Here is a 20002-nt window from a genome sequence, read left to right as displayed (position 1 = left end):
CTCGGCCGCCCCGTACTCAACGGCCGCGCCGCTACCGCGAGTCGCTGCCGCCCGACTCCGCCGCCGCGCGCCCGGCCTCCAGCCGCGCCACCGGGATCCGGAACGGCGAGCAGGAGACGTAGTCGAGGCCGACCTCGTGGAAGAAGTGCACCGACTCCGGGTCGCCGCCGTGCTCCCCGCAGACACCCAGCTTGAGCCCGGGGCGGGTGGCGCGGCCCGCCTCGACCGCGCTCCGTACCAGCGCGCCCACCCCGTCACGGTCGATGGTCTCGAACGGCGAGACGCCGAAGATGCCCTTCTCCAGGTACGCCGTGAAGAAGCTGGCCTCCACGTCGTCGCGGGAGAAGCCCCAGACGGTCTGGGTGAGGTCGTTCGTACCGAACGAGAAGAACTCGGCGGCCTCCGCGATCTGCCCGGCGGTCAGCGCCGCGCGCGGCAGCTCGATCATCGTGCCGAGCGACAGCTTGAGTTCGCAGCCGGATGCGCGCTCGACCTCGGCGATGACCCGCTCGGCCTCCTCCCGGACGATCTCCAGCTCCTGGACCGTGCCGACGAGCGGGATCATGATCTCGGCGCGCGGGTCGGCCTTGGCGTTCCGCCGCTCGGCGGCGGCCTCCGCGATGGCCCGTACCTGCATGGCGAAGAGCCCGGGGATGACCAGGCCGAGCCGGACGCCGCGCAGCCCGAGCATCGGGTTCTGCTCGTGCAGCTTGTGCACGGCCTGGAGGAGGCGCAGATCGTTCTCGTTGTGGTCCTTGCGGGCCTCGGCGAGGGCGACCCGTACCGACAGCTCGGTGATGTCGGGCAGGAACTCGTGGAGCGGCGGGTCGAGCAGCCGGACCGTCACCGGCAGTCCGTCCATCGCCTCGAACAGCTCGATGAAGTCCTTCTTCTGGAGCGGCAGCAGGGCACCCAGTGCCGTCTCGCGCTCGTCCTCGGTGTCGGCCAGGATCAGCCTCTCGACCATCTCGCGCCGCTCGCCGAGGAACATGTGCTCCGTACGGCAGAGCCCGATGCCCTGGGCGCCGAAGCGGCGGGCGCGCAGCGCGTCCTCGGCGTTGTCGGCGTTGGCGCGCACGCGCAGCCTGCGGCGGCGGTCCGCGTAGGCCATGATCCGGTGGACGGCCTCGACCAGTTCGTCGGCGTCGTCGGCGCCCGCGTGCATCCGGCCCTCGAAGTACTCGACGACCGGCGAGGGCACGACGGGGACCTCGCCGAGGTAGACCTTGCCGGTCGAGCCGTCGATGGAGACGACGTCGCCCTCCTCGATGACGGTGGAGCCCGCGGTCAGCCGGCGCGCCTTCGTGTCGACCTCCAGCTCCTCGGCGCCGCAGACACAGGTCTTGCCCATGCCCCGGGCGACGACGGCGGCGTGCGAGGTCTTGCCGCCGCGCGAGGTGAGGATGCCCTCGGCGGCGATCATGCCTTCGAGGTCGTCGGGGTTGGTCTCGCGGCGGATCAGGATGACCTTCTCGCCGGAGCGCGACCACTTGATCGCGGTGTACGAGTCGAAGACGGCCTTGCCGACGGCGGCGCCCGGCGAGGCGGCGATGCCCCGGCCGAGCAGCTCGCGCTTGGCCTCCTCGTCGAAGCGCGGGAACATGAGCTGCGCGAGCTGGGCGCCGTTGACCCGCTGGAGCGCCTCGGCCTCGTCGATCAGCCCCTGGTCCACGAGCTGGGTGGCGATCCGGAAGGCGGCGCCCGCCGTGCGCTTGCCGACGCGGGTCTGGAGCATCCACAACTGGCCGCGCTCGATGGTGAACTCGATGTCGCACAGGTCCCGGTAGTGGGTCTCCAGGGTCTCCATGATGGCCAGGAGCCGCTCGTACGACGCCTTGTCGATGGTGGCGAGTTCGGCGAGGGGGACGGTGTTGCGGATGCCCGCGACGACGTCCTCGCCCTGCGCGTTCTGGAGGTAGTCGCCGTACACGCCCTGGCGGCCGGTGGCCGGGTCGCGGGTGAAGGCGACGCCGGTGCCCGACTCCTGGCCGAGGTTGCCGAAGACCATGGAGCAGATGGTGACGGCGGTGCCGAGGTCGCCGGGGATGCGCTCCTGGCGGCGGTAGAGCTTGGCCCGGTCGGTGTTCCAGGACTCGAAGACCGAGCGGATCGCGAGGTCCATCTGCTCGCGCGGGTCCTGCGGGAAGTCGCGGCCGGCCTCGCGCGTGACGATCGCCTTGAAGTGCTTGACCAGCTTCTTCAGATCGGCCACGGGCAGATCGACGTCGGTGGCGGCGTTCCTGGCCCGCTTGGCCTCGTCGAGCGCGTCCTCGAAGAGCTCGCCGTCGACGCCGAGCACGGTCCTGCCGAACATCTGGATCAGCCTGCGGTACGAGTCCCACGCGAAGCGCTCGTCGCCCGCCTGCGCGGCGAGCCCGGCGACCGAGGCGTCGGAGAGCCCGACGTTGAGGACGGTGTCCATCATGCCGGGCATGGAGAACTTGGCGCCGGAGCGTACGGAGACGAGCAGCGGGTCGTCGGACTGGCCGAGCTTCTTGCCCATCCGGGTTTCGAGGGCGTCGAGATGGGTGCCGACCTCGTCGCGCAGGGCGGCCGGTTCCGTACCGCTGTCGAGGTAGATGTTGCAGGCTTCCGTGGTGATGGTGAAGCCGGGCGGGACGGGCAGCCCGAGGTTGGTCATCTCGGCGAGGTTGGCGCCCTTGCCGCCGAGGAGATGCTTCAGGTCTTTGTTGCCCTCGGTGAAGTCGTAGACGTACTTCTCGGAGGTGGTTACGTGGGAATCACTGTTTTCCGGCACGGTCTCGACTCCTCGACGACGCGGTGACTGACCCGGCTGGGAACCTGCCTGGGAACCTGGCTGGCGAGGAACATACCCAGATCGAAGGCGCCTGGGCACGGCCACTTAACTGTCATACGGCCTTAACCACCCGTCCGCCACCGGATCGAAAGCGACCTCGGCGGGGGCGCGGGGCGCGTCACTCCTTCACGCCTCGAAGCGGGCATGACCTGCCCATGACTTCTCGCGCTCAGATGAGCGTTGACATCGACGTGTGAGTTCGTTTCTTGAAGGCAGAAGGGGTGGCACGCAGTGCCACCCCTTCCAGAGGTACAGCCATGGCGCAGCCACTCAAGATCCGCTCATCTGAGCTTCTCCATCATCAAACGTGGCGAGAATCACGCGTGGACATCACGCCTTCGGCGCACCGGACGCCAGCAGGTACGCGTCCACGATCGTCACCTCGTACCCGTTGCCCTCGGTGTCCTTCAGCGCGCCCCTGAGCGAGACCGAGGTGGCGGACGCGGGATGGTCCAGCGTGATGCCGCGCTCGCCGTCCTCGGTGGTGACGGGCGCCTTCCGCCAGGTGGCGCCGCCGTCGTAGGACGCCTCGACCGTCAGGGACGCGATCCCCTTGCCGACCGCGTTGCCCTGGACGACGAGCGGCACCCGCAGGGTGGCGCCCGCCTCCGCGGTGCTGGTCGGGCTCAGCTCCGGCCGGAAGCCGAGGGTGGACAGCGGCAGGTCGACCACCTCGTCGCCGGGCGAGGCGGAGGTGAACGTCCACTCGGAGCTGACCCTTGTGGAGACCCGGGCGACCCCGGGCTCGCGCGACGCGTCGATGCGCACCGTGTACGCGGACTCCTTCGCGGGCAGCCCGGAGACCTGGACACACGGGTTGTCCTGCTCCACGAGCTTCTTCCCGTCCACCGTCATCTCGGCCTTCACCTCGGCCTCCGCGGTGTGGCCGGGACGCCCGGAGGTGTCGGAGAACACCGGCTGGCACACGACCGCGAAGTCCTGGACGCGCCGCACATCCCCGGCCCGGAGGTCCGGGGCGAAGACGCCGACGTTGAGGGTGACGCCGTAGGTCTTGCCCGCCTCGTACCGCCGGCCCGCGTCCCGGTCGTACAGCACCTCGTACCAGCCCTCGGAGGGCACGTCGGCGGGAATCTGCCCGGCGCCGAAGGACCAGGAGTAGCCGGGCGGCGTGGTGACGTACTGCTTCGAGGTGCTGGGGATGGGGACCTCGGCGCCCCCGCCGCCGCCGACGCCCATGAAGTCGTTCCACCACATGGGGTGGACCGATCCCAGCTTCCCCGGCGCCGGGGAGCCCACCCGCGCCTCGATCAGGGCGAATTCGCTCCGGTCGGCCCGGTGGGTGAAGCCGTCGAACATGCTGCCGTCGCGCGTGTAGAGCAGGCTGTACGTGTCCCCGCCGGCCGCCAGCATGGTGCTGACCTCGGCCTGGAACTCCTCGCCCGAGACGGAGTCGCCGACCGAGGCGGTCGAGAAGCCGTCCAGCGAGGCCATGTGGAACAGGCCGTAGGTGCCGCCGCCGGCGTGGTCGAGGTTCCAGGACATGGACGCCTGCACCGGCTGCCCGGCCACGGGTGCCGTGAGGTCGAACGGCTTGGCCTCGCGCCCGTCGAAGACGACCTTCGTGTCCTCGGTGACGCTCAGCTTCTGCCGGATCAGCTGCGAGAGTTCGGTGTCCCCGCCGCCCGTGGGGGTGATGATCGGCGCGTCCACGAGGTAGTCGCCCTTGGGCAGGCGGAGCGTGACCCTGCCGTCGCCGGTCCACTCCCGGCGCTGCTCCCCGGTCTCGCGGTCGACGAACGTGGGGGACGCCTCGGCGGGCTCGCCGTTGTTGTCCAGCAGCTCCATCGTGACGTCGTACGACTCGGCCTCGCGCATGACGCCGAAGGCGGTGCGCAGGCTCTGCCCCTCGGGCTTCCCGGCCTCCGTCGCCACCAGCGCGCCGGAGAAGGCGCCGTACCGGTCGCTGACGCGGGTGTCCAGGGTCAGCGCGACCTTCGCCGTGCCGCCGGCGGGCACGGTGATCCGGCGCGTGCCGGTCGTGGCCAGCCCGCCGGGCGCGGGTGCGCCGTCGGGGCCGACGGCGTCCGCCGCCAGATCGAGGGTGACGGCCGCGGTGCCCTCGTTGCGGTACGTGACCTCCTTGGTGACCGGCGCGGCGCCCTCCGGCACCCAGCGCTGGGTGCCGAACCCGAGCGAGGTCTCCTCGGTGACGACGGTCTGGGTGATCGCCTTCGCCACGTCGGTACGGCCCGTGCCCTGCTGGAACGCCGTCAGCCCCGGGGTGGCGACGGCCGAAGCGGTGAGGGCCCGCTTCAGCCGCTCGCCGCTCCAGTCCGGGTGCCGCTGGGCGAGGATCGCCGCGGCGCCCGCGACGTGCGGCGCCGCCATCGACGTACCGCTCAGCGCGATGTAGCCGTCGCCCGCCGGGGTGCCGACGCTTCCCTCGGCCGCCTTTGCCGCGACGATGTCCACGCCGGGCGCGGTGATGTCGGGCTTGAGCGATCCGTCGGCGGTCGGTCCCACGGAGGAGAAGTCGGCGATGGCGTCCTCGCGGTCGACGGCGCCGACCGTGAGCGCCGCCGGGGCGCTGCCGGGCGAGCCGATGGTGCCCGCGCCGGGGCCCGAATTGCCCGCCGAGACGACGAAGAGGATGCCGCTGCTCGCGGAGAGCGAGTCGACGGCCTCCTCCAGCGGGTCGATCTCCGCGTCGTCGAAGCCGCCGAGGCTCATGTTCGCGACCTTGGCGCCCTCGTCGGCCGCCCACTGCATCGCGGCGAGGATGCCCGAGTCGGAGGCGTAGCCGTCGTCGTCGAAGACCTTGGCGTCCAGGATCTCCGCCCCGGGGGCGACGCCCTGGTACTTCCCGCCGGCCTGGGCGCCGCCGCCGGCGATGGTCGAGGCGACGTGGGTGCCGTGGCCGGCACGGTCCACGGCGTCGGCCGCGTCGGAGAAGTTCCGCTCCTCGACCTCCACCCCCGCCAGGTCCGGGTGCGTCTGGTCCACGCCGGTGTCGATGACGGCGACCTTGACGCCGTCGCCCTTGTACCCGGCTTCCCAGGCGGTGGGCGCGCCGATCTGCGGCACGCTCCGGTCCAGGTTCACCCGGCGCTTGCCGTCGAGCCACACGCGGCTGATGCCGGAGGCCGCGACCCGGGCCCCGGACGTCCCGGCCCCGGCGGTCAGGGCCTGCCACACGTCGGTGGCCCCGTCCTTGGCCGCCGTGAGGGCCTGCCCGTCGACGGAGGGGAGGCTCCGCCCGGCCCGCGCGCCCGCCGCGGCCACGCGCGACTTCGCCGTACCGGCGCCCGCCTTCCGGTACGAGACGATCAGCGGGAGCGTGTCCCGGCGGGTGTCGTCGTACCCGGCCTCGACCAGTCCGGTCACGTCGAACAGCCGCCGGTCCACGGTGCCCTGGCCGACGAGCCGCAGGGCGTCGGTCGGGATCGCGTACGTACGGTCCCCCTCCCGGCGGACCGACATCCGGATGTCCTCGCGGCCCTCGGCGGGAACCACCCGCGTCACGTTGCCGCGGCCGTCCACACCGACCCGGTCACCGGTGATCAGCGTGACCGTGGCCTCCTGCGGAACGGATCCCCGCCCTAATCCCTGGCCGCCGCCCGGCAGGTCCGGTGTCACGGCGCCCGCCGTGGTCGCCAGTCCGGCGGCGAGCGCCACCGCGACGGCGACGGCGCCCGACCGGTACCCGGCGGGTACCCCGGGCCTGCGGGGTCTGATGGATCTAATGGATCTGATGGGCCTGATGGGCCTGCGCATCGGAGCTGCCCGTCCTTCTCGTCGGAGAGTCAGAGAAAGACGAAGGCTGCTGGGACAGTGTGATCACCGGAGGACCGGAATATAACGTTTCCACAACGCACGGCCCGGCAGGGGTCGGCCCGGCCTCCGGGCTCGCCCGCCGCCGGGCTCAGCCGCCGGACGTGTCCAGTTCCGCGTCCGCGCCGATCCCCGCACAGTCGTACGGGTCCTTCAGCCAGCCGTCCGGCAGGACCACCCGGTTGTTCCCCGACGTACGCCCGCGCGGCCCGTCCGCGCCGTCCGGCCACGGCTGGTCCAGGTCGAGCCCGGCCATCAGCTCGTCCAGCTCCGCGAGCGACGAGGTGATCGCGAGCTGCTTGCGGAGCTGCGACCCGACCGAGAAACCCTTCAGGTACCAGGCCACGTGCTTGCGGAAGTCGATCACCCCGCGGGCCTCGTCCCCGATCCACTCCCCCAGGAGCTGGGCGTGGCGCCGCATGACGCCCCCGACCTCGCGCAGCGTCGGCGCCGCGACCGTCCCCGTCCCCTCGAACGCGGCCACCAGATCGCCGAAGAGCCACGGCCGCCCCAGGCAGCCCCGGCCCACGACCACGCCGTCGCAGCCGGTCTCGCGCACCATGCGCAGCGCGTCCCCGGCGGACCAGATGTCGCCGTTGCCGAGCACCGGGATCTCCGGTACGTGCTCCTTGAGCCGGGCGATCGCCTCCCAGTCGGCGGTGCCGCCGTAGTGCTGGGCGGCGGTCCTGCCGTGCAGCGCGATCGCCGTCACACCCTCCTGGACGGCGATCCGCCCGGCGTCCAGATAGGTGAGGTGGTCGTCGTCGATGCCCTTGCGCATCTTCATCGTGACCGGCAGATCGCCCGCGTTCGAGACGGCCTCGTGCAGGATCGCCCGCAGCAGGGGCCGCTTGTAGGGCAGGGCGGAGCCGCCGCCCCTGCGGGTCACCTTGGGCACCGGGCAGCCGAAGTTGAGGTCGATGTGGTCGGCGAGATCCTCGTCCACGATCATGCGGACGGCCTTGCCGACGGTGACCGGATCCACCCCGTACAGCTGGATCGAGCGCGGTGTCTCGGACGCGTCGAAGTGGATGAGCTGCATCGTCTTCTCGTTGCGCTCGACCAGGGCCCGCGTCGTGATCATCTCGCTGACGAACAGCCCCTTCCCCCCACTGAATTCCCTGCACAGGGTGCGGAAGGGGGCGTTGGTGATCCCGGCCATGGGGGCGAGCACGACGGGCGGGGTCACGGGGTACGGGCCGATGGTGAGTGGAGCGGTCATCCCGCCATTGTCGCGCACGCGGGCGTTCATTAGTTAGCCGTACTAGTCAGTCGTACCATCGAGACATGCCAGAAATGAGCCACCGGCGGAAAATGCTTGTTCTGGCGATCTGTTGCATGAGCCTTCTGGTCGTCAGCCTCGACAACACCGTCCTCAACGTCGCCCTGCCCTCCATCCAACGAGACCTGGGCGCGTCGGTCTCCGGGATGCAGTGGACGATCGACGCTTACACCCTCGTCCTCGCCTCGCTGCTGATGCTGGCAGGCTCCACCGCCGACCGGATCGGCCGCCGCCGGGTGTTCATGACCGGTCTCGCCCTCTTCACGCTCGGCTCGGTGCTCTGCTCCCTCGCACCGGACCTCACCTCGCTCGTCGCGTTCCGCATGGTGCAGGCCGTCGGCGGCTCCATGCTCAATCCCGTCGCGATGTCGATCATCACCAACACCTTCACAGGACCGCGCGAGCGCGCCCGCGCCATCGGCGTCTGGGGCGCCGTCGTGGGCATCTCGATGGCGGCGGGGCCGCTGGTCGGCGGGTTGCTGGTGGATTCGGTCGGCTGGCGGTCGATCTTCTGGATCAACCTGCCGATCGGGCTGGCCGCGCTGCTGCTGACCTGGCGGTACGTCCCCGAGTCCCGCGCCCCGAAGCCGCGCCGACCCGACCCGGTGGGACAGCTCCTGGTGATCGGCGTCCTCGGGGCGCTGACGTACGCGATCATCGAGGCGCCCTCGGAGGGGTGGAGCTCGCCGCTGATCGTGTCGTTCGCCGGCTTCTCCGCGCTCTGTCTGGCGGGGCTGGTGCTGTACGAGCCCCGGCGCGCCGAACCCCTGATCGACCTGCGCTTCTTCCGCAGCGCGCCGTTCAGCGGGGCGACGGTGATCGCCGTGTGCGCCTTCGCGGCGCTGGGCGGCTTCCTCTTCCTGAACACGCTCTATCTCCAGAACGTGCGCGGCCTCGGCGCGCTCCACGCCGGCCTCTACATGCTGCCCATGGCGGCGCTGACCTTCCTCTGCGCCCCGCTGTCGGGCCGACTCGTCGGCAACCGCGGCCCGCGTCTGTCGCTGCTGATCGCCGGCGCGGCGATGACGGCGAGCGGGCTGCTCTTCGCCACGCTGGGCACCGGGGCGACGACCGGGCTGATGTTCACCGGGTACGTGCTCTTCGGGCTCGGCTTCGGCATGGTGAACGCCCCCATCACCAACACGGCCGTCTCCGGGATGCCCCGCGCCCAGGCGGGTGTGGCGGCGGCCGTCGCCTCCACGAGCCGCCAGATCGGCCAGACGCTGGGGGTCGCGGTGATCGGGGCGGTACTGGCGGGCGGGGTCGCCGCGGGCGCGGCCGGCGGGGTCGGATCGGCCGCGTACCGTACGGCCTTCGACGGCGCGAGCGGCACCGCGTGGTGGATCATCACGGCGTGCGGGCTCTGTGTCCTGCTCGTGGGCCTGCTGACCAGCGGTGCGTGGGCGCGGGGGACGGCGCGGCGTACGGCGGACCGTCTGGCGACCGATCCTTCCGAGTCCTTCAGGCCCTTCGAGCCCTCCGAGCCTTCTTCGGCAGGCGCGCCGGGGTATCAGGTCCGCGCGGACACCGCGGACGCCGCGGACACCAGGGCCGGCGCCTGAGCCTCCCGATCCTTCGGGATCCGTGCCAGCTTATCCAGCCGCAGCCGGGACTCCTCGTCCACTGGTACGTACGTGACCAGCCGGGGCCCCGAGGCCGGTCCGAGCCAGAGGTTGGTCTGCTCCAGGTTGAGCTGGCCGACGCGCGCGTTGACGAACCGCTTGGTCCGGTCGCCCACCGGGGCGACGACCTCGTGCCGCTCCCAGATCTCCCGGAACTCGGGCGAGGCCGCGCGCAGCCGCCCCAGCAGCGTCTTCCACGGGGGCTCGGCGAGGTGCTCGGCCATGGCGGCCCGGAACTTGGCCGCCATGATCCGGACGGTCTCGTCCCGGTTGGTCAGCGCGGAACGCCACTCCTCGTTGGTGAAGGCGAGCAGGATGCAGTTGCGGTCCTCGGGCGGCACGGCGTCCAGGTCGCACATGAGCACGCCGTAGGCCCGGTTGTACGCGAGGATGTCGTACCGGCTGTTCTGCACGCACGCCGGGAAGGGGTCGAGCCGGGCCAGCATGTCCCGCAGGGCGGGGGTGATGGTGGGACAGGGCGTCCCGGGGGCCGGGTCGACGGATCCGGCCAGCGAGAAGAGGTGCGCCCGCTCGCCGGCGTCGAGAAGGAGGGCGCGGGCGAGCGCGTCGAGGACCTGCGCGGAGACCTGGATGGGCCGGGCCTGTTCGAGCCACGTGTACCACGTGACGCCGACGGCGGAGAGCTGGGCGACCTCCTCGCGGCGCAGCCCCGGCGTACGGCGCCGGGGCCCCCGGTCGAGCCCGACCTGCTCGGGCGTGATGCGCTCCCGGCGGCTCCGCAGGAACCCCGCGAGCTCGTGCCGCCGGATGTCGGTCGCCTGTCCGGCCTGTACGGTCCCCGCAGCGGTGCTCATGGTTCCAGGGTGCCGCACGGCCGAGCCGGTTGCCAGGTAGTGCTGATACCCGGATAAAGAGACTCTGGTACCAGGCTCCGAAGGGGAGCAACCTCGATGAGGTGAGCAAGACATCCGCACCCCTCCCCACCCCGTCCACCGCCGCCGGCACCATCGGGACCGGCGCGACGGCGGCCGCGTCACGCGACCACGGAACCCGCGATCGCGGCACAGGCAGTCGCGGCGCAGGCGACCACGACGTACAGGACCACGGCTCCGTCCTCGGTGCGCTCGGGCTGTTCACCGTGCTTCTCGGCGCGGCGCTGCCCCTGATCGACTTCTTCATCGTCAATGTCGCCCTGCCGACCATCGACCGCGACCTGGCGGCGGGACCCGCGCTGCTGGAGCTGGTCGTCGCCGGGTACGGGCTCTCCTACGCCGTGCTCCTCGTCCTCGGCGGCCGACTCGGGGACATGTTCGGCCGACGGCGGCTCTTCCTGGCCGGTATGGCGGCCTTCGGTCTCACCTCGCTCGCCTGCGGACTCGCGCCGACCGCGTGGACGCTGGTCGGGGCCCGTGTCGCGCAGGGCGCGGCTGCGGCGCTGATGCTGCCGCAGGTGCTGGCCACGATCCACGCCTCGACCACCGGGCCGCGCCGCGCCAAGGCGCTGAGCCTGTATGGGGCCACCGCGGGGCTGGCGATGGTGGTGGGCCAGATCCTCGGCGGTGTGCTCGTCGCCGCGGACCTGGCGGGCACCGGCTGGCGGGCGATCTTCCTGGTCAACGTGCCGGTGGCGCTGGCGGGCCTGGTGCTGGCGTTCCGCTCGGTGCCCGAGACGCGCTCGCAGCGGCCCGCGCCCGTGGACGTACCGGGGACGCTGCTGCTGGCGCTCTCCCTGGTGACGCTGCTCGCGCCGCTCACCGAGGGCCGGGCCGCGGGGTGGCCCGCGTGGACGTGGGTCTCGCTGGCCGCCTTCCCGGTCGTGGCGTACGTCTTCCTGCGCGTGGAGCGGCGGGCCGACCGGGAGGGGCGTACGCCGCTGGTGCCGCCGAGCCTGTTCAGGCTGGTCCCGCTGCGCCGGGGGCTGGCGCTGATCCTGCCGTTCTCGATCGGCTTCGGCGGCTTCATGTTCGTGATCGCCGTCGCGCTCCAGCAGGGGCTGGGGATGGGGGCGGTGGCCGCCGGGGTGGCGCTGGTGCCGATGGCGGTGGCGTTCTTCGGGGCGTCGCTGGCCGGGCCAAGGCTGATCCGGCGGTACGGCAGCCTCGTCGTCACGGCCGGCTCGCTGCTCCAGGGGATCGGCGTGGCGCTGCTGGTGCTGACCGTATGGCACGACTGGCCCGCGCTCGGCACGCTGGACCTGCTGCCGGGGATCGCGCTGGCCGGACTCGGCCAGGGGCTCCAACTTCCGGTGATCATCCGGATCGTGCTCTCGGACGTGCCGGCCGAGCGGGCCGGGGTGGGCAGCGGGGTGCTGGTGACGACCCAGCAGTCCGCGCTGGCGCTGGGGGTGGCGACGCTCGGTTCGCTCTTCCTGACGCTGGTGCCCTCGGTGGGGATGCGGGACGCGCTGGCGGTGACGCTGCTGGCGCAGCTCGCGGCGGTGGTCCTGACGGCGCTCCTCAGCCTGCGGCTGCCGCGCGCGATCGGCTGAGGCGGGACAACAGCGGTGTGGCCCCGGATCACGAGGTGATCCGGGGCCACACCCGCGCCGTTCGCACGGGGTTCGCACGGAATCATGCGGATTCGTACGTGTTCACACGGGCCGGACGGTGTCAGTCCTGCGCCGAGCCCTCACCGTTCGCCGGGGTCGCGTCGTCCTGCCGGGCGCCCTGAACGGCCGTTCCCTGACCGGTCTTTCCCTGGCCGGTCGCGCGCTCACGCATCTTGCGCAGCAGCTCCTGCTTCTGGTCGGCGGCGGCCTTGCGGTTGGCGTCGCGGGCGGTGCCGGTGGACTGCGGGTCCGTGCGGCTCAGCTTCGTGCGCTGTCCGCCCACGCCGAGAAGGTTGTTGCGGCTCTTTGCCACGGGGTTCTCCCGAAGTGATGAGAAGTGATCTGCGGATTCGTCGGTGGGGGGCGGTGCGGGGACCGCCGCGCTCTCACTCGTAGATCTGGAAGAACATGCCCGTGACGCTACCACCGGGCGCGACCGGGACGTAACGCATTTTCCGACGGCCGGCCCGGCGGGGGCGGCTCCGCCAGGGGCGTCCCTGCGGGGGGGGCGGACGACAACCCGGACAAATACAGGGGTGACAGATATTGAAATCTGTCATCCGTCATGTCATCGTCGGAGGTGTCAGGCTTCCGGGCCCCGGCCACCGGCCCCGGATTCACCCCACGAAGGAAGACCGCCATGACCACCCACGACCTCCCCACCCGTCCCCTCGGCGCCACGGGCCCCCAGGTCTCCGCCCTCGGCCTCGGCTGCATGGGCATGTCCGGGCTGTACGGAGAGGTGGACCGCGCCGAGTCCATCGCCACCCTGCACGCCGCGCTCGACGCGGGCGTCACCCTCCTCGACACGGGCGACTTCTACGCGATGGGACACAACGAGCTGCTGATCGCGGAGGCCCTGCGCACCGCGCCCGCCGGTGCCCGCGAACGGGCGCTCACCAGCGTCAAGTTCGGCGCCCTGCGCGACCCGGACAACGGCTGGGGCGGACACGACGGACGCCCGGCCGCCGTCAAGAACTTCGCCGCGTACTCCCTCCAGCGCCTCGGCACCGACCACATCGACATCTACCGGATCGCCCGCGTCGACCCCGATGTCCCGATCGAGGAGACGGTCGGCGCCATCGCCGAGCTGGTCCAGGCCGGCCATGTGCGCCACATCGGCCTCTCCGAGGCGGGCAGCGACACGATCAGAAGGGCCGCGTCCGTCGCGCCGATCGCCGACCTCCAGATCGAGTACTCCCTGATCTCGCGCTCGATCGAGGACGGCATCCTGTCCACCGTCCGTGAGCTGGGCATCGGCGTCACGGCGTACGGGGTGCTCTCGCGCGGGCTGATCAGCGGCCACTTCACCCGTGACCAGGAGCTGGGCCCGGGGGACTTCCGGGCGATGAGCCCGCGCTTCCAGGGCGGGAACCTCGATCACAACCTGGCGCTGGTCGACTCCCTGCGCGAGATCGCCGAGCGGAAGGGCGCCACAATCGCCCAGATCGCCATCGCCTGGGTCCTCGCCCAGGGCGAGGACATCGTCCCGCTCATCGGCGCCCGCCGCCTCGACCGGCTGGCCGAGGCGCTGGGCTCCCTGGACGTCACGCTCGACGCCGCCGATCTCAAGGCCCTCGACCAGGCCTTCCCGGCGGGTGTCGCGGCGGGCGACCGCTATCCGGCCACCCAGATGTCGTCCCTGGACAGCGAGCGGTGACCGGGGCGCGGCAGGACCGCGCGCGGAGCCGGCGGGCAGCTCGGACGGCTCACCCGTCGGGTTGTCGGACCTGACAGGTAATGTCATCTGTCACGCGGGGCGCGTACCGCTGCCACGTCACGCCGCACGAGCCGCACGAGTCATGAAAGGCCGGGCAGACACCCATGACCCCCGAGACCCTGACCGCCGAGCGCATCCTGGAAGCCACCGAGGAGGTGCTGCGCCGTTACGGCCCGGCGAAGGCGACCGTGGTGGACGTGGCGCGACTGCTCGGGGTCAGCCACGGCAGCGTGTACCGGCACTTCCGGACGAAGGCGGCGCTGCGCGAGGCGGTCACGGCACGCTGGCTGAGCCGTACGGAGGCGGCGCTCCAGGAGATCGTCGACGGGGCGGACGGGGCGGGGCCGGAGAAGCTGCGCGGCTGGCTGCGGACCCTGTTCGAGGCCAAGCGCCACAAGGCGGGGGACGACCCCGAGCTGTTCGCCACGTACACCGTGCTCGCCGGGGAGCACAGCGGCGCGGTGGACACGCATCTGACGAAGCTCACCGGACAGCTCACCCGGATCGTCGAAGAGGGCGTACGGGCGGGCGAGTTCGCGGCGCCCGACCCGGCGGGCGCGGCCGGGGCGCTCTTCGTCGCGACGGCGCGCTTCCACGACCCGTGCTACGCCCCGCAGTGGCAGAAGCCCACGATCGACGCCGAGTTCACCGCCGTCGCCGATCTGCTGCTGCGCGGCCTCAAGCCCTGACCGGAGAGGCACGGACGGAGCCTCCCCGTCCGTGCCTCTCCGGCCCTCTCCTGCCCGCCCGTGCCTCTCCGGCCCGCCCGGCGCCCGCCGACCGCCCGGCGTCAGCCCGTCGCCGGTTTCGCCGGGTCCACGGTGGCCTGGTGGGCCTCGGTGAGGTGTTCCTCGGCCTTGAGCCAGGGAAGGAACTGCGCCCCCTTCCGCCAGCCGCAGGTGTCACACGTCAACGACCGCTGCACACCCGCCTTCTGGACACGGACGACGTGTTCCCGTCCGTGCTGGTCCCATCGGCTGACCTTGCTGGTGGTGGAGGACGGCATGATCCGTTCCTCTCTTGTCGGGGAGCGCCCAGTGTGCCGCACGGTCGGCGTCAACAGCTCCGCTCCCCTGCCGAGTTGGCGGCGCGCGCGAGCAGGCCCCCGGTTCCGTGACGGAACCGGGGGCCTGTCCGTACCTCTCGGGCCTCTGGATGCCTCGGGTGGGCCTCCGGGGCCGCAGGAGCCGCCGGGGTCAGCAGCCGAGCAGGTGCTCGCCCAGGTAGCTCTGGATCCGGTCCAGCGAGACGCGCTCCTGCTTCATCGTGTCGCGCTCGCGCACCGTCACCGCGTTGTCGTCCAGGGTGTCGAAGTCGACGGTCACGCAGAACGGCGTGCCGATCTCGTCCTGGCGGCGGTAGCGGCGGCCGATGGCACCCGCGTCGTCGAACTCGATGTTCCAGTTGCGCCGCAGGTCCGTCGCGAGGCCCTTGGCCTTCGGCGAGAGCTGCGGGTTGCGGGAGAGCGGCAGCACGGCGACCTTCACCGGCGCGAGGCGCGGGTCGAGGCGCATCACGGTGCGCTTCTCCAGCACGCCCTTCGCGTTGGGCGCCTCGTCCTCGTTGTACGCGTCGAGGAGGAAGGCCAGCATCGCGCGGCCGACACCGGCGGCGGGCTCGATGACGTACGGGGTCCAGCGCTCGCCGGCCTCCTGGTCGAAGTACGACAGGTCGTGGCCCGACGCCTTGGAGTGCGCGGAGAGGTCGTAGTCCGTACGGTTGGCGACGCCCTCCAGCTCGCCCCACTCGCTGCCGCCGAACTGGAAGCGGTACTCGATGTCGGCGGTGCGCTTGGAGTAGTGCGAGAGCTTCTCGGCCGGGTGGTCGTACCAGCGCATGTTCTCCTCACGGAGACCCAGGTCGCGGTACCAGTTCCAGCGCTGCTCCATCCAGTATTCCTGCCACTGCTCGTCCTCGCCCGGCTTGACGAAGAACTCCATCTCCATCTGCTCGAACTCGCGCGTGCGGAAGATGAAGTTGCCCGGAGTGATCTCGTTCCGGAAGGACTTGCCCATCTGCGCGATGCCGAACGGCGGCTTCTTGCGCGAGGTCTGCTGCACCTGCGCGAAGTTGGTGAAGATGCCCTGCGCGGTCTCGGGGCGCAGGTAGGCGACCGAGCCGGAGTCCTGCGTCGGGCCGAGGTGGGTGGAGAGCAGACCGGAGAACTGCTTGGGCTCGGTGAAGGTGCCCTTGTTGCCGCAGTTGGGGCAGTTCAGCTCGGAGAGGCTCGCGGGGGCCTTGCCGTGCTTCGCCTCGTACGCCTCCTCCAGGTGGTCGGCGCGGAAGCGCTTGTGACAGGAGGTGCACTCGGTGAGCGGGTCGGTGAAGGTCGCGACGTGGCCGGACGCCTCCCAGACCTCCGTGGCGAGGATCACCGAGGAGTCGAGTCCGACAACGTCCTCGCGCGAGGTGACCATGTAGCGCCACCACTGGCGCTTGAGGTTTTCCTTCAGCTCGACTCCGAGCGGCCCGTAGTCCCAGGCGGCCCGCTGACCACCGTAGATCTCACTGCACGGGTAGACGAAGCCACGGCGCTTGCTCAGGTTGACGATGCTGTCGATCTTGTCGGCGGCCACGGGTCTCTCTTCATTACGACGACGACGAACGGCGAATGCTTCAGATTAGCGGCGCGCGCACCCCTTCGATCAAATCGGTGCGCGGCAACAAGCATTCCGGGCCGCCGACCGCCTCTTGTTGACAATCGTTTCCAGGTTTGTTGAAAATGACTGTCATGAACGTACGACGACGCCTCATACCCACCGCCACTCTCGCCGGAGCGGTCACACTCGCCATAGTCGCACTGTCCGCCTGCTCCTCCTCCGGCGCCGCGGAGAAGAGGGACGGCAAGCTCGCGGTGACCGCGTCGTTCTATCCCATGGAGTACCTGGCCCTGGCGATCGGCGGCGACCACGTCTCCGTCACCACCCTCACCAAGCCCGGCGTCGAGCCGCACGACCTGGAGCTGAAGCCCCGGCAGGCCGCCCAGCTCGGCGAGTCCGACGTCATCCTCTACCTCAAGGGCGTCCAGCCCGCCGTGGACAAGGCCATCGACCAGTCCGGGGTGAAGACGGTGGTCGACGCGACGACCCTCACCACCCTGGAGAACCACGGCACGGCGGCCGGCGCGCACGACCACGGCGACGACGAGCAGGACGGACACGACGACGGCCACTCCGGTGAGGCCGCCACGGACGGGGCGGGACACGAGGAGGCGGGCACGGACGGCAAGGACCCGCACATCTGGCTCGACCCGGTGCGGTTCGCCGAGGTCGCCCGGGGCGTCGGCGCCTCCTTCGAGAAGGCCGACCCGGCCCACGCCGCCGCGTACAAGGAGAACACCGACAAGGTGGTCACCAAATTGAACGGCTTGAACACGTCGTTCAAGACGGGCCTCGCCGACACGGCCACCAAGACCTTCATCACCACCCACGCCGCCTTCGGCTACCTCGCCGAGCGCTACGGCCTGGAGCAGGAGGCCATCGCCGGCATCGACCCCGAGTCGGAGCCGAGCCCCGCCCGGGTGAAGGAACTGGAGACCGTCGCGAAGCGGGAAAAGGTCACCACCGTATTCTTCGAGACGCTGGCCAGCGACAAGACCGCGAAGACGCTGGCCGGGGACTCCGGGCTCAGGACCGACGTCCTCGACCCCCTGGAGGGGATCACGGACAAGACCAGGGGCCGCGACTACATCCAGGTCATGCGGTCCAACCTCGGCGCGCTGCGCACCGCGCTCGGCGCGAAGGACCTGACGTGACCCGGCACAAAAGAAACGATTCGCCCGGCAACGGCGGAAACGGCCGCGACCGCGGCGACAGCAGCGACGGAGGCGCCTGACATGGCGACGGTGGAGAGCGACCACGCCGCGGCGGCGGAACCCGCCGCCGCGCATCCCGGCACGGGCGGCGGGCAGCCGGCCGCGCCGCCCGTCCTCACCGTCCGCGGCGCCACCGCCACGCTCGGCTCGCGCCCCGTGCTGCGCGGCATCGACCTCACCGTGCGCCGCGGCGAGGTCGTCGCCCTGCTCGGCGCCAACGGCTCCGGCAAGTCCACCGCCGTACGCTCCGTGATCGGCCAGGTCCCGCTGAGCGACGGCGAGATCTCGCTCTTCTCGACCCCGCTGCGCCGCTTCCGCGACTGGCGGCGCGTGGGCTACGTACCGCAGCGCACCACCGCCGCGAGCGGCGTGCCCGCGACCGTCCGCGAGGTGGTCTCCTCCGGCCGGCTCTCCCGTACGAGCCGGGCGCGGCTGGGATGGCCCACCAAGGCCGATCGGGCGGCCGTTCAGCGGGCCATCGACCTGGTGGACCTCGGGGAGCGCGCCAGGGACTCCGTGGGCGCCCTGTCGGGCGGCCAGCACCAGCGCGTACTGATCGCCAGGGCGCTCGCCGCCGAACCCGAACTGCTGATCATGGACGAGCCGATGGCCGGCGTCGACCTGGCCAGCCAGCGGATCCTGGCGGCGACCCTGCGCGAGCAGGTGGCCGCCGGCACGACCGTCCTGCTCGTCCTCCACGAACTGGGCCCCCTGGAGCCGCTGATCGACCGCGCCGTGGTGCTGCGCGACGGCCGCGTCGTACACGACGGGCCGCCGCCCAGGGCGGCCGACGGGCACGCCCCGCCCGGCTCCGGCCCCGGCCTTCCGACCGATCCGAGCTGTCACCCCCACGCGGCCGGCGAGCCGCTCCGTACAGGACTGCTGACCTGACCATGGAAATCCTTGAGACCGCCCTCATGCAGCGGGCGCTGATCGCCGCCGTCCTGGTCGGCGTCACCGCGCCCGCCGTCGGCATCTACCTCGTCCAGCGCCGCCAGGCCCTGATGGGCGACGGAATCGGCCATGTGGCGATGACCGGCGTCGGTCTGGGCTTCCTGCTCTCCACCAGCCCCATCTGGATGGCCACCCTCGTCGCGGTCGCCGGCGCCGTCACGATGGAGCTGATCAGGGCGTACGGCCGCACCCGCGGCGACATCGCGCTGGCGATGCTCTTCTACGGCGGCATGGCGGGCGGGGTGCTGCTGATCAACCTCGCGCCGAACGGCTCCAACGCCAACCTCAGTTCGTACCTCTTCGGTTCGCTCTCGACGGTCTCGCCGTCCGACGTCACCGCGATCTCGCTGCTCGCCGGTTTTGTGGTGCTGGTCACGGTGGGGCTGCGGCGGCAGCTCTTCGCCGTCAGCCAGGACGAGGAGTTCGCCCGGGTCACCGGGCTGCCCGTGCGCGCCCTGAACCTGCTGATCGCGGTGACGGCCGCCGTGACGGTCACGGTCGCCATGCGGGTGGTGGGGCTGCTGCTGGTCAGCGCGCTGATGGTGGTGCCGGTGGCGGCGGCGCAGCAGGTCACGCGCTCGTTCGTGGTCACCTTCGTGCTGGCCGTCGTGATCGGTACGGCGGTGACGGTGGCCGGCACGGTCACCTCGTACTACCAGGACGTACCGCCCGGCGCGACGATCGTGCTGATCGCGATCGGGGTCTTCGTGCTCCTGACCGCGCTCGCGACGCCGCTGGCCCGACGCCGGGCCCGCGCACTGCGGAACGCGGAAGCGGGCCTCGTACAGGCGGCCGGAACCGGGCCGGAACCGGCGGGCCCTCCGGACGTCCCCGGTGCCCGGCGACCCACGGAGGACGCCCCGGCATGACCGCGGGCCGGTCCCGGACTGGCAGAATGGGCCCGTAGAACAAGCGGGCAACGCCCGAGGGACACGGGCAGAGGCAAGGAGGCACCTGTGACGACTGCGCCCAGCGGCGGACCGAGCGCGGCCCCCGTGCGCGGCCGATCGACCCGCCAGCGCGCCGCGGTGGCGGCGGCGCTCGACGAGGTGGACGAGTTCCGCAGCGCTCAGGATCTCCACGACATGCTCAAACACCGGGGCGACTCGGTCGGTCTGACCACGGTCTACCGCACGCTCCAGTCGCTCGCCGACGCCGGCGAGGTCGACGTACTGCGCACGAACGACGGCGAATCGGTCTACCGGCGCTGCTCGACCGGCGACCACCATCACCATCTCGTCTGCCGGATCTGCGGCAAGGCGGTCGAGGTCGAGGGGCCCGCCGTCGAGCAGTGGGCGGAGACGGTCGCCGCGCAGCACGGGTATGTGAGCGTGGCGCACACGGTGGAGATCTTCGGCACCTGCGCGGAGTGCGCGGCGGCGGCCACCAAGAACTGAACCGGAGTGGAGGGTGGTGGGGGGCCCGCCCCGGGGGGCGGGGCCCCCCCCCCCCCATAGAGGGGGCGTCGCCCCCGCCGGCGCGGGGGGCGGG

15 protein-coding genes are annotated in these 20002 nt (G+C 71.6%); 8 read left to right on the top strand and 7 right to left on the bottom strand.

Features of this window, described 5'->3' with window-relative positions:
- Window positions 1-31: 31 nt before the first annotated feature.
- The 3 genes from ppdK to dusB form a co-directional block, all read right to left on the bottom strand.
- Window positions 32-2758 (bottom strand): pyruvate, phosphate dikinase, encoded by a 2727-nt coding sequence (gene ppdK, locus ACFXKG_RS19435; protein ID WP_384840100.1) that lies wholly within the window; start codon window positions 2756-2758, stop codon window positions 32-34.
- Between the two features lie 390 nt (window positions 2759-3148).
- On the bottom strand, window positions 3149-6553 hold the full coding sequence (locus tag ACFXKG_RS19430) for a S8 family serine peptidase (protein ID WP_384840097.1): 3405 nt from the start codon (window positions 6551-6553) through the stop codon (window positions 3149-3151).
- A gap of 148 nt (window positions 6554-6701) precedes the next feature.
- Entirely contained in the window at window positions 6702-7832 is a 1131-nt protein-coding gene (gene dusB, locus ACFXKG_RS19425; RefSeq protein WP_384840094.1) for a tRNA dihydrouridine synthase DusB, read from the bottom strand.
- Between the two features lie 65 nt (window positions 7833-7897).
- Here dusB and ACFXKG_RS19420 point away from each other — a divergent pair, with 65 nt between their 5' ends.
- Window positions 7898-9454 carry an MFS transporter gene (locus tag ACFXKG_RS19420; protein WP_384840092.1) on the top strand — a complete coding sequence of 519 codons (1557 nt, stop codon included), beginning with the start codon at window positions 7898-7900 and terminating at the stop codon, window positions 9452-9454.
- Here the strand turns inward: ACFXKG_RS19420 and ACFXKG_RS19415 are convergent.
- The gene (locus ACFXKG_RS19415; RefSeq protein WP_384840089.1) at window positions 9403-10329 is read right to left on the bottom strand and encodes a helix-turn-helix transcriptional regulator; all 927 of its coding nucleotides are present in this window, start codon (window positions 10327-10329) and stop codon (window positions 9403-9405) included. The genes ACFXKG_RS19420 and ACFXKG_RS19415 overlap by 52 nt on opposite strands.
- Window positions 10330-10613: 284 nt before the next feature.
- On the opposite strand from ACFXKG_RS19415, the gene ACFXKG_RS19410 reads away from it, so the two are divergent.
- A complete protein-coding gene (locus ACFXKG_RS19410; protein ID WP_384840241.1) occupies window positions 10614-11963 on the top strand; it encodes an MFS transporter in 1350 nt (449 codons plus the stop codon).
- Between the two features lie 121 nt (window positions 11964-12084).
- On the opposite strand, the gene ACFXKG_RS19405 is transcribed toward ACFXKG_RS19410, so the two are convergent.
- A complete protein-coding gene (locus ACFXKG_RS19405) occupies window positions 12085-12336 on the bottom strand; it encodes a DUF6243 family protein (protein WP_384840086.1) in 252 nt (83 codons plus the stop codon).
- 327 nt (window positions 12337-12663) lie between these two features.
- Here ACFXKG_RS19405 and ACFXKG_RS19400 point away from each other — a divergent pair, with 327 nt between their 5' ends.
- Together ACFXKG_RS19400 and ACFXKG_RS19395 are read left to right on the top strand one after the other, a co-directional pair.
- Complete coding sequence (locus ACFXKG_RS19400; RefSeq protein WP_384840084.1) at window positions 12664-13683, top strand: aldo/keto reductase; 1020 nt, start codon at window positions 12664-12666, stop codon at window positions 13681-13683.
- A gap of 164 nt (window positions 13684-13847) precedes the next feature.
- A complete protein-coding gene (locus ACFXKG_RS19395; RefSeq protein ID WP_384840081.1) occupies window positions 13848-14432 on the top strand; it encodes a TetR family transcriptional regulator in 585 nt (194 codons plus the stop codon).
- A 101-nt stretch (window positions 14433-14533) separates the two neighbouring features.
- Here the strand turns inward: ACFXKG_RS19395 and ACFXKG_RS19390 are convergent, their stop codons facing one another.
- Together ACFXKG_RS19390 and ACFXKG_RS19385 are read right to left on the bottom strand one after the other, a co-directional pair.
- Window positions 14534-14749 carry a hypothetical protein gene (locus tag ACFXKG_RS19390; RefSeq protein ID WP_384840078.1) on the bottom strand — a complete coding sequence of 72 codons (216 nt, stop codon included), beginning with the start codon at window positions 14747-14749 and terminating at the stop codon, window positions 14534-14536.
- A gap of 190 nt (window positions 14750-14939) precedes the next feature.
- On the bottom strand, window positions 14940-16319 hold the full coding sequence (locus ACFXKG_RS19385) for a glycine--tRNA ligase (RefSeq protein ID WP_382888856.1): 1380 nt from the start codon (window positions 16317-16319) through the stop codon (window positions 14940-14942).
- A gap of 155 nt (window positions 16320-16474) precedes the next feature.
- Between ACFXKG_RS19385 and ACFXKG_RS19380 the strand changes: the two genes are divergently transcribed.
- The 4 genes from ACFXKG_RS19380 to ACFXKG_RS19365 all read left to right on the top strand — a co-directional run bounded on the left by ACFXKG_RS19380 (window position 16475) and on the right by ACFXKG_RS19365 (window position 19908).
- The gene (locus ACFXKG_RS19380) at window positions 16475-17497 is read left to right on the top strand and encodes a metal ABC transporter substrate-binding protein (RefSeq protein ID WP_384840076.1); all 1023 of its coding nucleotides are present in this window, start codon (window positions 16475-16477) and stop codon (window positions 17495-17497) included.
- Window positions 17498-17578: 81 nt separating this feature from the next.
- Window positions 17579-18448, top strand: a complete 870-nt coding sequence (locus ACFXKG_RS19375) for a metal ABC transporter ATP-binding protein (RefSeq protein WP_384840073.1) — start codon at window positions 17579-17581, stop codon at window positions 18446-18448.
- Between the two features lie 2 nt (window positions 18449-18450).
- On the top strand, window positions 18451-19380 hold the full coding sequence (locus tag ACFXKG_RS19370) for a metal ABC transporter permease (RefSeq protein ID WP_384840070.1): 930 nt from the start codon (window positions 18451-18453) through the stop codon (window positions 19378-19380).
- A gap of 87 nt (window positions 19381-19467) precedes the next feature.
- Entirely contained in the window at window positions 19468-19908 is a 441-nt protein-coding gene (locus ACFXKG_RS19365; protein ID WP_365816955.1) for a transcriptional repressor, read from the top strand.
- Window positions 19909-20002: the final 94 nt, after the last annotated feature.

This window comes from Streptomyces sp. NPDC059255, from assembly GCF_042752355.1.
Classification (GTDB): domain Bacteria; phylum Actinomycetota; class Actinomycetes; order Streptomycetales; family Streptomycetaceae; genus Streptomyces.
This window is presented reverse-complemented; position numbering and strand designations above follow the sequence as displayed.

Bases quoted from the DNA above. Each gene is read 5' to 3' on its own strand.
- ACFXKG_RS19430 (WP_384840097.1), bottom strand. From the start codon at position 6,553: ATGCGCAGGCCCATCAGGCCCATCAGATCCATTAGATCCATCAGACCC.
- dusB (WP_384840094.1), bottom strand. From the start codon at position 7,832: ATGACCGCTCCACTCACCATCGGCCCGTACCCCGTGACCCCGCCCGTC.
- ACFXKG_RS19420 (WP_384840092.1), top strand. From the start codon at position 7,898: ATGCCAGAAATGAGCCACCGGCGGAAAATGCTTGTTCTGGCGATCTGT.
- ACFXKG_RS19415 (WP_384840089.1), bottom strand. From the start codon at position 10,329: ATGAGCACCGCTGCGGGGACCGTACAGGCCGGACAGGCGACCGACATC.
- ACFXKG_RS19400 (WP_384840084.1), top strand. From the start codon at position 12,664: ATGACCACCCACGACCTCCCCACCCGTCCCCTCGGCGCCACGGGCCCC.
- ACFXKG_RS19395 (WP_384840081.1), top strand. From the start codon at position 13,848: ATGACCCCCGAGACCCTGACCGCCGAGCGCATCCTGGAAGCCACCGAG.
- ACFXKG_RS19390 (WP_384840078.1), bottom strand. From the start codon at position 14,749: ATGCCGTCCTCCACCACCAGCAAGGTCAGCCGATGGGACCAGCACGGA.
- ACFXKG_RS19380 (WP_384840076.1), top strand. From the start codon at position 16,475: ATGAACGTACGACGACGCCTCATACCCACCGCCACTCTCGCCGGAGCG.
- ACFXKG_RS19375 (WP_384840073.1), top strand. From the start codon at position 17,579: ATGGCGACGGTGGAGAGCGACCACGCCGCGGCGGCGGAACCCGCCGCC.
- ACFXKG_RS19370 (WP_384840070.1), top strand. From the start codon at position 18,451: ATGGAAATCCTTGAGACCGCCCTCATGCAGCGGGCGCTGATCGCCGCC.